At 38.8% G+C, this 14,505-nt stretch carries 11 protein-coding genes; 4 read left to right on the top strand and 7 right to left on the bottom strand.

The window, feature by feature from the left end:
- Nucleotides 1-160 precede the first annotated feature (160 nt).
- Both malQ and glgP read left to right on the top strand, forming a co-directional pair.
- Nucleotides 161-1,660, top strand: coding sequence for a 4-alpha-glucanotransferase (gene malQ / locus H7U01_RS06980; RefSeq protein ID WP_037599815.1), 1,500 nt, complete (start codon nucleotides 161-163; stop codon nucleotides 1,658-1,660).
- A gap of 1 nt (nucleotide 1,661) precedes the next feature.
- Entirely contained in the window at nucleotides 1,662-3,923 is a 2,262-nt protein-coding gene (gene glgP / locus H7U01_RS06975) for a glycogen/starch/alpha-glucan family phosphorylase (protein ID WP_070577220.1), read from the top strand.
- Nucleotides 3,924-4,041: 118 nt separating this feature from the next.
- On the opposite strand, the gene H7U01_RS06970 is transcribed toward glgP, so the two are convergent.
- Entirely contained in the window at nucleotides 4,042-5,160 is a 1,119-nt protein-coding gene (locus H7U01_RS06970) for a hypothetical protein (RefSeq protein ID WP_201041340.1), read from the bottom strand.
- A 123-nt stretch (nucleotides 5,161-5,283) separates the two neighbouring features.
- Between H7U01_RS06970 and H7U01_RS06965 the strand changes: the two genes are divergently transcribed.
- A complete protein-coding gene (locus H7U01_RS06965) occupies nucleotides 5,284-6,273 on the top strand; it encodes a lipoate--protein ligase (RefSeq protein ID WP_037599820.1) in 990 nt (329 codons plus the stop codon).
- A 267-nt stretch (nucleotides 6,274-6,540) separates the two neighbouring features.
- Nucleotides 6,541-7,611 carry a tyrosine recombinase XerS gene (gene xerS / locus H7U01_RS06960; protein WP_064524454.1) on the top strand — a complete coding sequence of 357 codons (1,071 nt, stop codon included), beginning with the start codon at nucleotides 6,541-6,543 and terminating at the stop codon, nucleotides 7,609-7,611.
- Nucleotides 7,612-7,774: 163 nt separating this feature from the next.
- Here the strand turns inward: xerS and H7U01_RS06955 are convergent, their stop codons facing one another.
- The 6 genes from H7U01_RS06955 to pstC form a co-directional block, all read right to left on the bottom strand.
- Nucleotides 7,775-10,315, bottom strand: coding sequence for a M1 family metallopeptidase (locus tag H7U01_RS06955; protein WP_064524446.1), 2,541 nt, complete (start codon nucleotides 10,313-10,315; stop codon nucleotides 7,775-7,777).
- 133 nt (nucleotides 10,316-10,448) lie between these two features.
- Nucleotides 10,449-11,102, bottom strand: a complete 654-nt coding sequence (phoU, locus tag H7U01_RS06950) for a phosphate signaling complex protein PhoU (protein ID WP_004182526.1) — start codon at nucleotides 11,100-11,102, stop codon at nucleotides 10,449-10,451.
- Nucleotides 11,103-11,130: 28 nt separating this feature from the next.
- Entirely contained in the window at nucleotides 11,131-11,889 is a 759-nt protein-coding gene (pstB, locus tag H7U01_RS06945; RefSeq protein WP_002890956.1) for a phosphate ABC transporter ATP-binding protein PstB, read from the bottom strand.
- A 12-nt stretch (nucleotides 11,890-11,901) separates the two neighbouring features.
- Nucleotides 11,902-12,705 carry a phosphate ABC transporter ATP-binding protein PstB gene (gene pstB, locus H7U01_RS06940; protein ID WP_064524444.1) on the bottom strand — a complete coding sequence of 268 codons (804 nt, stop codon included), beginning with the start codon at nucleotides 12,703-12,705 and terminating at the stop codon, nucleotides 11,902-11,904.
- Between the two features lie 10 nt (nucleotides 12,706-12,715).
- The gene (gene pstA / locus H7U01_RS06935; protein WP_013990602.1) at nucleotides 12,716-13,600 is read right to left on the bottom strand and encodes a phosphate ABC transporter permease PstA; all 885 of its coding nucleotides are present in this window, start codon (nucleotides 13,598-13,600) and stop codon (nucleotides 12,716-12,718) included.
- Nucleotides 13,590-14,504, bottom strand: coding sequence for a phosphate ABC transporter permease subunit PstC (gene pstC / locus H7U01_RS06930; protein WP_201041339.1), 915 nt, complete (start codon nucleotides 14,502-14,504; stop codon nucleotides 13,590-13,592). The genes pstA and pstC overlap by 11 nt, the downstream gene beginning before the upstream one ends.
- Between the last annotated feature and the right edge of the window lies 1 nt (nucleotide 14,505).

The following is a 14,505-nucleotide window of genomic DNA, read 5'->3' as shown; positions in this document are numbered from 1 at the left end:
AAATAAAGATTTAAGAAAATACTCCCGTAATGTAAGCGCTTGTTTTACGAACTTTATTTTAAAGAGCTATAAATTTTTTATTTTTTTGTTAAAAATTCTTGACTAATGCAAACGTTTGCATTATAATAATAAGTGTAAAAAATAATTTGAGGTAAACGTTATGAACAAACGAGCAAGCGGTGTTTTGATGCACATCACATCACTTCCAGGTGACTACGGGATCGGATCTTTCGGTCAAGCAGCCTATGACTTTGTTGATTTCTTAAAAGAAACAAAACAAACTTACTGGCAGATTTTGCCACTTACTACAACAAGTTATGGGGATTCACCTTACCAATCATTCTCAGCGGTAGCAGGAAATACACACTTTATCGATTTGGATTTCCTTATTCGTGACAAATTTTTAACTAAAGCTGATGTTAAAAACGCTGACTTTGGGTCAGATCCTGAGTTTATTGACTATGCTAAAGTTTACGAAGCACGTCGTCCAATTCTTGAAAAAGCAGTTAAAGCAATTTTAGCAGATAAGAAAGAAACTAAAAGATTCGAATCTTTTAAAACTAAAAATGCTAACTGGTTAGCTGATTATGCTGATTTCATGGCTATCAAAGAACACTTCGATAACAAAGCACTTCAAGATTGGGATGATAAAAAAGCAGTTAAACGCGATGAAGCAACTCTTGAGAAACTTCGCAAAGAACTTGCTGATGTTATCACATATCACCAAGTAGTACAATACCTCTTCTTTAGCCAATGGGCAGAACTAAAAGCTTATGCTAACAAAAATGGTATTCAAATCATCGGTGACATGCCAATCTACATTTCAGCTGATAGTGTTGAAGTTTGGACTCAACCACATCTCTTCAAACTAGACGCTGAATGTAAACCGCGTTACATTGCAGGAGTTCCACCTGATAACTTCTCAGCAACTGGTCAACTTTGGGGTAACCCAATCTATGCTTGGGATAAACACAAAGCAGAAAATTATGCTTGGTGGGTATTCCGTATTCAAGAATCATTTAAACTTTATGATTACTTGCGTATTGACCACTTCAAAGGGTTCTCTGACTTCTGGGAAATTCCTGGAGGAGATGAAACTGCTGAAAATGGTGAATGGGTTCCTGGACCTGGTTATGACCTTTTCAAAGTGGTTAAAGAAGAATTGGGTGATCTTAAAATCATTGCCGAAGACCTTGGTAACATTGATGATAAGACACGTAAACTTCTTGCAGACTGTGGTTACCCTGGAATGAAGATTGTTCAATTTGGATTCTACGATACTACTGGAAATAGCATTGACATTCCACACGTATACACACAACATTCAGTTGCCTACACAGGTACACATGATAACGAAGTAATCAACGGTTGGTACGACAACTTGACGCAAGAGCAACGTGATTATACTGATGCATACATCAACCGTCGTCAAGGTGAACCAATCACACGTGCTCTTCTTCGCACCCTCTTTGCTACTGTAAGCAACACAGCTATTGCGACTATGCAGGATATCCTTGATAAACCTGAAAATAGCCGTACAAACTTCCCTAACACAGTTGGTCAAAACTGGAAATGGCGTATGCTTCCAGGTGAAATTACTGTCGACAAGAAAGAATTTTTGACAGACATTACAGAAAGATATAATCGAGGTAATAACTAAAATGGCTACATTTACACAATATGTTGAAGCAAAAAACAAAAATCTTAAGGACCTTTCAAACGAAGAAATCTACTATCTTTTGTTGGAATTCGTAAAAGAAGCAGCTGCTCCAAAACCTAAAAACGATAGCAAACGTAAAGTTTACTATATCTCAGCTGAATTCTTGATCGGTAAACTTTTGTCTAACAACTTGATCAACTTGGGTATCTACAAAGATGTTAAGGCTGAATTGGATGCTGCTGGTAAATCAATCAGCGAAATTGAAGACGTTGAACCAGAACCATCTCTTGGTAACGGTGGTTTGGGACGTTTGGCTTCATGTTTCATCGATTCTATGTCAACACTTGGCATCAACGGTGAAGGTGTTGGTCTTAACTACCACTGTGGTCTCTTCAAACAAGTCTTCAAAGATAACAAACAAGATGCAGAACCAAACTACTGGATTGAAGATCAATCATGGTTGGTACCAACTGATATCTCTTACGATGTTCCATTCAAAAACTTTACTTTGAAATCTCGTTTGGACCGTTTGGATATCTTGGGTTATAAGAAAGAAACTAAGAACTACCTTAACCTCTTTGATATCAATGGTGTGGACTACGGTTTGATTGATAAAGGAATCACTTTTGATCAAGACGAAATCCAAAAGAACTTGACACTTTTCCTTTACCCAGATGACTCAACTCGTAAAGGTGAGCTCTTGCGTATCTACCAACAATACTTCATGGTATCAAATGCTGCTCAACTTTTGATTGACGAAGCTATCGAACGTGGATCTAACCTTCACGACCTTCCAGATTACGCTTACGTACAAATCAACGATACTCACCCATCAATGGTAATTCCAGAATTGATCCGTCTTTTGACAGAAAAACATGGATTTGAATTTGATGAAGCAGTAGCAATCGTAAGCAAAATGGTTGGTTACACAAACCACACTATCTTGGCTGAAGCCCTTGAAAAATGGCCTCTTGACTACCTTGAAGAAGTTGTTCCACACCTTGTTGTTATCATCAAGAAATTGGATGCTATCATTCGTGAAAAATTCGAAGATCCACGTGTTCAAATCATTGACAAAGACAACCGTGTTCACATGGCACACATGGATATCCACTTCTCTACAAGCGTTAACGGTGTAGCAGCACTTCACACAGAAATCCTTAAATCTTCTGAGTTGAAACCATTCTACGACCTTTACCCAGAACGCTTCAACAACAAAACAAACGGTATTACATTCCGTCGTTGGTTGGAATTCTCAAACCAAGAACTTGCTGATTACATCAAAGAATTGATTGGCGATGGTTACCTTACTGACGCAACTCAATTGGAAAAATTGGCTGCCTTTGCAGATGATCCAGCAGTTCACAAACGTTTGGCTGAAATCAAATATGATAACAAATTGTCTCTTAAACGTTATCTTAAAGCTAACAAAGGTATCGATCTTGATGAAAACTCAATTATTGATACTCAAATCAAACGTTTCCACGAATACAAACGTCAACAAATGAACGCTTTGTATGTCATCCACAAATACTTGGAAATCAAAAAAGGAAACCTTCCAAAACGTAAAATCACTATCATCTTTGGTGGTAAAGCAGCTCCTGCTTACGTTATTGCGCAAGACATCATCCACTTGATCTTGTCACTTTCTGAACTCATCAACAATGATCCAGAAGTAAGCAAATACCTCAACGTTCACTTGGTTGAAAACTACAACGTAACAGTTGCTGAACACCTTATCCCAGCAACTGATATCTCAGAGCAAATCTCATTGGCTTCTAAAGAAGCTTCAGGTACAGGTAACATGAAATTCATGCTTAACGGTGCCCTCACTCTTGGTACAATGGACGGTGCCAACGTTGAGATTGCTGAATTGGTAGGACCAGAAAACATCTTCACGTTCGGTAAAGACTCTGATACAATCATCGACCTTTACGAAAAAGAAGGTTATGTATCACGTGATTACTACAAAAAAGATGCTAATATCAAAGCAGCTGTTGACTTTATCGTAAGTGAAGACCTCGTTAAAGTTGGAGATAAAGAACGCTTGGAACGTCTCCAAAAAGAACTTATCTCTAAAGACTGGTTCATGACATTGATTGACTTGGCTGAATACATCGACAAGAAAGAAGAAGTATACGCAGCTTACGAAGATCAAGATGCATGGAACAAAAAAGTTGTTTACAACATCGCTGAAGCAGGGTTCTTCTCATCTGACCGTACAATCGAACAGTATGACAAAGACATCTGGCACACAAAATAAAAATCTAGTTGCATAGAAGGAAACAAGATCAGAAATGGTCTTGTTTTTTTGCATGAAAAAAACACAGCTAATTTAGATAGTTAGCTGTGTTTACATAAATTTAATTCTGTCAGTTATATTAATGATTCAATATATCATTAATATATGCTTCTTTATTTGATGCATCATAAGTTTTAGATGTTGAGTATTTTAGATAATGGATTTGATCTTTTGCAGTTCTGGATTCTTCTTGTAGGTATGAATCTGTTATGGTAATTTTAAAATTCTCGCTCTTACCTGTTAAATCAAGGCTTAGTGGAAAATTTTTAAATTCATCTGAGTAAAAAGCCATTTTATAAAAGTTGTATCTGTCACCTCTAAAGCTATTTAAGTGAGGAAACGTTATATTGTACATTCCATCCCAGTAATCCCCATACTCTCTAATATCGTAGTCATCGAAGAAGTCTTGAATTCTTTCTTTGTTAGCATAATTCTTTTCAAAGGTAACGAAGGGAGTCTGCCAATCCCATATCGGAATGTCACCTTCATTTCCATAGATAATATAACTTTGCATTTTTCCTGATTTAGGATTTTTCAACTGAAACTGGTACTCTCTAACACCATCTTTGACAGCTCCAGTTTGATATAGGGTATCCCCAGGAACTATCAAAAAAAGAAAATCTCTTAGATATAATTCGAAGTCGGCATCCATTGTTTTATCATGTAATCCAGGGAAACGCTGAATTATTTGTCTGTAGTTCTCAGCATTAGAAAACCATTCTTTATCAAAGCCTGGACCGACTTCAAATACTTTATGATCGAAATAGTTTTGATATTCTTCATAATAGTTTTCAGTAGAGGTCACCTGTCCAAATGGTAAAGTCATATTGGTATTATCTGTAAAAGTAATATGTAAGAAAAGTCTTCGGGGATCAATTCCTTTATCAATATAATGGCCGACCTTATAGGCAGACAAATCATCTGGAAAATCGTCTTTTCCGAAGTGTAGAACCTCAATCTCAATATCTTTGACAACTTTTCTTTGAGGTATTATCTTCTTGACACTGTAATGATAAGCCTTGTAATAGTAATTCTCCTTATCATAGAGATAAGGCTTGTAAGCTCTTTGGTAGGCATTATAGAGAAAAATTCCAAGGGTTACAAAAAGAATCAGAGCTAAGGCTATTTTGAACTTTTTATTTATTTTATTAGTTAGCCTTGAGAAAAAGAGACTCAATTTACTAGGATTTTGTATCATGTCAAAACTCCCCACATATTTTATACTATTATATCATGAAAATCCTTATACCTAAGGCGTCTTCGTGTACTTTGTCACTGTTTTCCTTTATAATATAAGTATCACATTACAAGAGGAGAGCTAATGAAATATATCGTAAATACATCAAACGATCCTGCCTATAATATTGCTTTGGAAGCCTATGCTTTTCGTGAATTGGTGAATGAAGAAGAATTGTTCATTCTTTGGATTAACCGTCCAGCTATCATTGTTGGTAAACACCAAAATACCATTCAAGAGATTAACAAAGAATATACAGATGCTCATGGTATCAAGGTTGTTCGCCGTTTGTCTGGTGGTGGCGCTGTTTATCACGATTTGAATAACCTGAACTATACCATCATCTCTAATAAGGCAGATGAAGGTGCTTTTGACTTTAAGACTTTCTCTCAACCTGTAATCGCTACACTTGCTGATTTGGGAGTTAAGGCTGAATTTACTGGTCGTAATGACCTTGAAATCGATGGTAAAAAGTTCTGTGGAAATGCTCAAGCTTACTATAAAGGTCGTATGATGCACCATGGTTGCTTGCTTTTTGACGTTGATATGTCGGTTCTTGGTCAAGCCCTTAAAGTCAGCAAAGACAAAATCGAATCAAAAGGCGTTAAATCTGTACGTGCTCGTGTGACCAACATCGTCGACGAATTGCCAGAAAAAATCACTGTAAATGAATTCTCAGATAAAATCTTGGAAAAAATGAAAGAATTCTACCCAGAAATGACAGAATACGTCCTTTCTGAAAGCGAATTGGCTAAGATTCAAGACTCTTATGAGAAACAATTCAATACATGGGATTGGACTTACGGACAGTCACCAGAATACACAGTAGAACGTAATGTTCGTTACCCAGCTGGTAAAATCTCAACCTATGCCAACGTTGAAAATTCAATCATTAAATCTGTTAAGATTTACGGAGATTTCTTTGGTATCGGAGATGTATCAGATATTGAAGACTTGTTGGTTGGTGTACCTTACGAGTACGAAGATGTCTTGGCAAAACTTAAAACTATTGACACAACACATTATTTCTCACGTATGACAACCGAGGAGGTTGCAAAAGCTATCGTAGCTTAATCATTGTTTGAACAATCTGGAAAACTCCAGGTTGTTTTTTCTTGGGAAAAATCTTTCAAAGTGAAATAACGATATAGATATTTTCGCATTGGTTCTGGAAGTTAGTATCTGATTGACCTAGTGTGGTATTTTATATATTCAGATAGTAAACCTATAAAGCCTCTAAGAGAAAACATCCTATAACATCTTTCCGAAAAACTGTAATTTTCTTGAAAGAAAGATAAGGGTGTGATATACTTCTATTAAGTAATTTTGGAGAAAAAACAAATGAAACGTGAACTCTTACTCGAAAAAATTGAAGAATACAAATCTCTAATGCCCTGGTTTGTCTTGGAGTATTATCAGTCTAAACTATCGGTTCCATATTCTTTTACGACCTTATACGAATACCTTAAGGAATATAAACGCTTTTTTGACTGGTTGATTGACTCAGGTATTTCAGATGCTCATGATATTGCCTCAATTGACATCAAAACCCTGGAAAATTTAACTAAAAAAGATATGGAGTCATTTGTGCTTTATCTACGTGAACGTCCATCTTTGAATACCTATTCCAAGAAACAGGGTGTCTCTCAAACAACCATTAATCGTACACTTTCAGCTCTATCTAGTCTCTATAAGTATTTAACCGAGGAGGTCGAGGGTCCTGACGGTGAGCCTTATTTCTATCGTAACGTCATGAAAAAAGTTTCTACTAAGAAAAAGAAAGAAACTCTAGCTGCACGTGCTGAGAATATCAAACAAAAACTCTTTCTTGGCGATGAAACCATGGAATTCCTTGATTATGTAGAAAATGAATACGAAGTCAAGCTCTCAAATCGCGCCAAATCTTCGTTTTATAAGAATAAAGAACGTGATTTGGCTATCATTGCCTTGCTACTGGCTTCAGGTGTTCGACTCTCTGAAGCTGTTAATCTGGACCTTAAAGATATCAATCTAAAAATGATGGTCATCGACGTCACTCGAAAAGGTGGCAAACGGGACTCAGTTAATGTAGCAAGTTTTGCAAAGCCCTATCTTGAAACTTATCTCAGTATACGTGATAAACGCTATAAGGCTGAAAAGCAAGATGTTGCCCTCTTTTTAACGGAATATCGAGGGGTTCCAAACCGTATTGATGCTTCAAGTATCGAAAAGATGGTTGCCAAATATTCTCAGGATTTCAAAATTCGTGTGACTCCCCACAAGCTTCGACATACTCTGGCAACACGCCTTTATGATGCTACCAAGTCTCAAGTTTTAGTGAGTCACCAACTTGGCCATGCTTCCACTCAGGTTACTGATCTTTATACTCATATCGTCAATGATGAGCAAAAAAATGCTCTAGATAATTTATAATTACCCTAGTCTAACCATTCCTATTTGGAGTGGTTATTTTTTAGTTTACATAAATTTAATTATGCTAAAATTATTTTATGACCATTTATGAACATAACTAAATTTATGTAAAATATCACACACAAAAAACAAACTCTCCTTCATGGAAAGCTTGTTTTACTTATCAATAATCTTTAAGGGCAGATTCAACGGCTGCTTTTTCTTTTTCAATCAAGTTTACTCGTGCAGCAATTGTCTTAATTCCCATCAAGATATTACGTTCTAAGGCTTTATCACTTGTTTGTGGCTCGAAGAAAGCAATATATTGATCAAGACGTTCTTGCGTTTTAAAGATTCCAGCTGGGATATTAACAAAGCTATCAAAGCTCATATCGCCACCTAGGGCTGCCTTAATCCAATCCCAGTTATCTTTCGCCCAGTTCCAAACGGTTTCTTGTGCAAATGATTTGCTGAGGAAATTCATATACCATAGGTACAAGTCTTGAGGTTTAACGACATGTTTGTCTTTAAGCTGACCTAGCACGTAGTCGAGACCTTCTTGGTTTTTAAGGTATGAAACTGCTTGAGTCAATTGACGGCGGAAATTACTATCATTTGTTGTTACATATGCATTGACATAGTCTTCAACAAGAGTTAGACTGTCTTCTTGTTTCATTTGGTTAATGAGAACGAGACCACGGACACTTGCAGGGATGCTTTCAATGTTCTCTTTATGAGCTTGGAAAACACTTGCGGCCGCAAGGACTGCTGGTTGATAGTCTGCTTGAATCAAGTAGCTAAGAGCTGTTTGACGAACCATTTCGTCTTCATCTGATTCTCCATCTTTGGCATCGAAACCAAGACGCTCAAAGTCGTTTTGGAATTGACGACGTACTAAAGCCTTGTAATGCACTTCTGCTTCTGTATCCTCATCTATAAAGCGTTTCAAACCAGCGAGGATTTGAGACTTAGCTTGAGCAATCAAGAAGCTTTCTTCTTTTTCGACAAGATCAAGAAGAGCGACTAGGCTTGCATACGAGATACGGCCACTTTCAGCAAGAAGACGGCGTTCTTGCAAAATCTGAAGTTTACTTACAGTATCAAGGTTAGCAAATTCCTCTAAGAGTTGGTCCAAGAGTTCACCTTGATAATCTGTGATGTAATGTGCTGTATTTGCTGTATTAAGGCGAAGAGCTCCTTTATTTTCAGCAGCAAGCTGGTTATAATTTGGAATCTCAATACGCTCTTCTGAGAGTGTATCTGGGAGACCCTTCCAGTTTGTGTTCAATGGAATCTCCCAAAGACGACCTTTATCTTCATGTTCACCAATGAAGAATTGTTTTTGACTAAGAATAAGAGTGTCGTCAACTACTTCTGCACTAACAACAGGGTAACCTGGTTGCTCCAACCAAGTATCCATGAAACTAGAGACATCTTTACCAGAAGCATCAGAAAGGGCATTCCAGAGATCTCGTCCAATAGTGTTGTTGTACTGATGTTTTTCGAAGTAAGCTTTAAGTCCTTTAGCAAAGGCTTCGTCACCTAACCAACGGCGAAGCATATGCATAAGACGGCTACCTTTAGCATAAACGATAGCACTATCAAAGAGGGTATTAATCTCATCTGGGTGATTGACTTCCATGTGGACAGACTGAACACCGTCTGTAGCATCACGTTGGAGGGCATGAGGCACACCAGTTGTTTGGAAATCTTCAAAGATATTCCAGCTAGGCTCAATGGCATCTACTGAAACATACTCCATCATATTGGCAAAGCTTTCGTTAAGCCAGAGATCATCCCACCATTTCATTGTAACAAGGTTACCGAACCATTGGTGAGCCAATTCGTGGGCAACCACAAGGGCTACTTGTTGACGACTTGCAGCTGAGCTATTTTCATCTACAAGAAGGTAAACTTCACGATAGGTAACAAGTCCCCAGTTTTCCATGGCACCTGCTGAGAAGTCAGGAAGTGCGAGATGGTATGACAATGGGATAGGATACTTGACTTGGAAGTAGTCTTCGTAGAAATCAATGACACGAACGGCAATATCAAGGGCAAAGTCAACGCTGTTTTCAGCTTGTGCAACTGTAGCGAAGACACCAACTTCAGTACCGTTTTGTGTTTTCGCTGTCTTACCTTGAAGAGCTCCAAAACCAAAGGCAAGGAGGTATGTAGACATACGAGGGGTTGTCTCAAAAGTCCAAACCCCAGTCTCTTCACGCAAATGGCTATTGATTTCAGGCATATTTGACAAAGCTATATCGCCTTCTTCAGCATCAAATTTCAATGAGAAATCAAAAGTAGCTTTAGCTTCTGGTTCATCAACAGATGGGAAGGCTTCACGCGCAAAATGAGATTCAAACTGCGTTGAAATAATTTCCTTTTTCTCACCATTGTAGGTGTAATATGATGGGTAAATCCCTGTCATATTATCTGTAATACGACCAGAGAATTCAATGACAAGCGTCAAAACACCGGTCTCTGGAAGTTCAATATGAAAGGCTTCGTTAGCATCATCCATTTGGAAGTTTAACGATTCATTATCCAAGAGAACGGAACTAATGGTAAGGTCTTTTTGGTGAAGGGAGATATGGTTATCAAGGGCTTCACCTGTAATGGCAACATTCCCTGTAAAGGTCTTTTCAGAACGATTAATGTCCAAGAAAAGATTGTAATTTTCAGGGATGAAACTTTCGATAAAACGAGCAACAGATGCTGTCATACGTATATACTCCTAATCTAACTTTTCGTATCGAAACAGACTGACAAATGTTTCGATATTAGACTCTTTTACAAAAGAAAAGGGTCTGAATTATTCAATACAGACCCATTATAACATAGATTGGAAGCTTTGCCTATAGTTCAATGATTTTACCAGATTTGAGATAGACAACCCACTCGCAGAGATTGCGGGCATAGTCACCGATACGTTCCAAATACATAAGTACTTGGAAATATTCTTTGGCAGCGAAGGCGGCATCAGGATTCTTACGAACACCTTCTACTGTCATGGCTTGAATATCACGGAAATAGTTATCAATGATTTCATCTGAAGCTGCGATTTCATAAGCGCGTCGTTCGTCACTGTTCAAGTAAACATCTAGAGCATCTTCGACCATGTGGCGGACTGCTTTCCCCATTTTCTTGATTTCAGCTTCAATTTCAGTTAGACGCTCTTCACCTTTAATGCGGATGGTTGCTTTAGCGATAGCAACGGCATGGTCACCCATACGCTCAACGTCGCTAGATGCTTTAAGTGCGGTGATAACTGTACGCAAATCACTTGATACAGGTTGCTGTAGAGCAATAATTTCAAGTGATTTTTTCTCAAGTTTGGTTTCGTAGTTATTGACGATTTCGTCATTTTCAATGACTTCCTTAGCCAAATCACGGTCATGGCTGATAAAGGCACGTACAGCTTTCTTAAGCTGAGCTGCAACCTCTGTACCCATAGCGTAAAATTGGTTGTGGAGTTTTTCTAATTCTTCTTCGAAGGGAGTTCGTAACATCATAATTTTTTTAGTAATCTGTCCTTTCTTAACCGAATTTACCGGTAATATAATCTTCAGTTTCTTTATGTTGTGGATTTAGGAACATGTCTTTCGTTGATGAATACTCGATGAGCTCTCCATCAAGGAAAAAGGCTGTTCGTTGTGAGATACGACTTGCCTGCTGCATAGAACGAGTGACTAGCAACAAGGTGTATTGTTCTTTAAGGTTATAGAGGGTTTCCTCAATCTTACCAGCGGATATAGGGTCGAGGGCCGACGTTGGTTCGTCAAGAAGGATAACCTTTGGAGATGTGGCTAGCACTCGTGCAATACAGACACGTTGTTGTTGCCCTCCTGAAAGTCCAAGTGCTGAGTCATGGAGACGGTCTTTAACCTCTTCCCAGATTGAAGCACCCTTTAGTGATTCTTCTACTGCTTGATCAAGAACAGCCTTATCTTTGATACCATTGATACGAAGGCCATAAACCACGTTTTCATAGATAGACATTGGAAAAGGATTGGGTTGTTGGAAGACCATTCCGATTTCTTTACGGAGTTCAACGGTATCTGTTCGAGGACTGTAGACATTGTGACCGTTGTATGAAACAGCACCAGTAAGTGTCCATTCGGGATTTAAATCTCCCATTCGGTTGATAGAACGGAGCAGGGTTGATTTCCCGGATCCTGAAGGACCGATAAGGGCCGTGATTTCATTTGGATAGAAATCCATTGTCACATTATTGAGGGCTTTTTTCTTATTGAAATACACCGATAAATCATTGATTGAAATGATTGGTTCAGTCATAAGTGCTCCTTTCTATCCAAAGCGTCCTGATACATAGTCATTGGTTGACTGTAGGGAAGCATCTTGGAAGATTTTCTTGGTTTCATCATATTCGATAAGATCACCAAGGTAGAAGAATGCTGTATAATCACTAGCACGCGCTGCTTGTTGCATATTGTGCGTCACGATGATAATAGAGTAATCTTCCTTAAGTTCAAACATGGTCTCTTCGAGCTGCATAGTAGCTACAGGGTCCAATGAAGCTGCAGGTTCGTCCATGAGGAGAATCTGCGGTTTCACGGCAATAGCTCTTGCAATACAAAGACGTTGCTGCTGACCACCTGAGAGGGTAAAGGCAGATTTATGAAGGTCATCTTTAACTTGATCCCAAAGTCCAGCTTGCTTAAGTGATGTTTCAACAATCTCGTCCAAGGTTTGCTTATCTCTTACACCTTTACGTTCGTGAGCAAAGGTGATATTTCTGTAAATAGACTTGGCGAATGGATTTGGACGTTGGAAAACCATTCCAATATGTTTACGCATTTCATAAACATTGATATTACTTGCGTTAACATCGACTCCTTGATAAAGGATTTGTCCAGTAACCTTAGCAATATCAATCGTATCATTCATACGGTTTAGACTACGAAGAAAAGTTGATTTACCGCATCCTGAAGGCCCAATAAGAGCTGTGATTTTATTTTTCTCGAATTGCATGTCAATGCCTTTGATAGCTTCATTTTGACCATAGTAGACATGCAAGTCCTTTGTTTCAAGAGCGAGCTCCTTCTCTGGGAAGGTGATAATATGACGCTCGTCCCAATTGTATTTTGTCATGATAACTCCTTTAAGCGGATGTTAATTTCTTATGGAGGTAAGCTCCCAAACGACGTGCACCAAAGTTGAAAATCAGAATGAAAATCAAGAGTACTGCTGCTGAACCAGCAGATACTGCAGTGGCGTCAGGTGTCGTACCTTCTGAGTTGACCTTCCAGATGTGAACAGCAAGTGTCTCTGCTTGGCGGAAAATCGAAATTGGACTAGAGATGCTAAGCGGATTCCAGTCGCTCCAGTTAAGTGCTGGTGCAGATTGACCTGCTGTATAGATAAGCGCTGCTGCTTCTCCGAAAATACGACCAGAAGCAAGAACGATACCAGTAACAATACCAGGTAAGGCTTCTGGAACAACAACGTGACAGATAGTTTCCCATCGAGACAAACCTAGAGCTAGGCCAGCTTCACGTTGGGTATGGTGAACGGTTCTTAAGCTATCTTCAACCGTACGAGTCATTTGTGGCAAGTTAAAGACAGTTAAGGCCAAGGCACCTGATAGGATTGAAAATCCATACTGAAATTGGACAACGAAAATCAAATAACCAAAGAGTCCGACCACCACTGAAGGTAGTGAAGATAGGATTTCAATACAGGTACGGACAAAGTTGGTAAGTCGTCCTTTTTTAGCATATTCTGATAAGAAGATGCCAGCTCCCATTGAAAGAGGCACAGAAATAATCAAAGTAATAACTAATAGGAAGAATGAGTTGTAGAGTTGAACCCCAATTCCTCCACCAGCTTTGTAGGAAGATGATCGACTAGTCAAGAAAGACCAGCTGATGTGTGGTATCCCGCGAACCAAGATATAGAGAATCAAGGCTGCCAGGATTGTTACAATAATGCCAGCAATCACATAAAGCGTGCTGATGGCAATTTTATCAATTTTTTTAGCGTTCATAATTTCTTTTTCTCTCACGGGTAATGAATTTCACCAACATATTGAAACCAAGACTCATCAATAAGAGCACCAAGGCGAGAGACCAAAGGACATTGTTTGAAACAGTACCCATGACTGTATTCCCGATTCCCATAGTCAAGACAGATGTCAATGTTGCTGCTGGTGTCGTTAAAGAAGTTGGAATCACGGCGGAATTTCCGACAACCATTTGGATGGCCAGAGCTTCACCAAAGGCACGGGCCATACCAAAGATAACGGCCGTGAAGATACCTGGTTTAGCCGCATTAAGTGTCACACGCCAAATCGTTTGCCAGCGTGTAGCCCCCATTGCTAGACTAGCTTCACGATAGTGACGAGGCACTGCACGAAGCGTATCTGTTGTCATAAAGGTTACGGTTGGTAGAATCATGACGAACAAGACAAAGGTACCTGAAAGAATACCAAAACCTGTTCCACCAAAAATTAAGCGAACAAATGGAACCACGACTTGGAGACCAATAAATCCATAAACAACGGATGGAATCCCGACCAAAAGTTCAATAGCGGGTTGTAGGAATTTAGCCCCTTTAGGAGAAATCTCAGTCATAAAGATGGCTGCTCCAATGGCAAATGGGGTTGCAACCAAGGCTGAAAGCAAAGTCACTACGAATGATCCCAAAATCATTGGTAGTGCCCCGAATTTGCCTTCAGATGGTGACCAATCACCACTAAAGAGAAACTCGACCAAGCTAACTTTATTGACAAAGAAAGTCGCCAGCCCTTTTTGAGCAACGAAAAGTAAAATCATCGCCACGATGAAAACAATCAAGGCCAGGCAAAAGAAAGTGATTGTTTTACCAAACTTCTCGAGGCGTGAATTTTTAGAGGGTGATGTTAATTGTTTCACCAATTCTTCATTTTTCATG

This window comes from Streptococcus sp. 21.1 (genome assembly GCF_016648635.1).
Lineage (GTDB): Bacteria > Bacillota > Bacilli > Lactobacillales > Streptococcaceae > Streptococcus.
The sequence above is the reverse complement of the archived record's forward strand: the minus strand, read 5'-3'. Positions and strand labels throughout refer to the sequence as shown.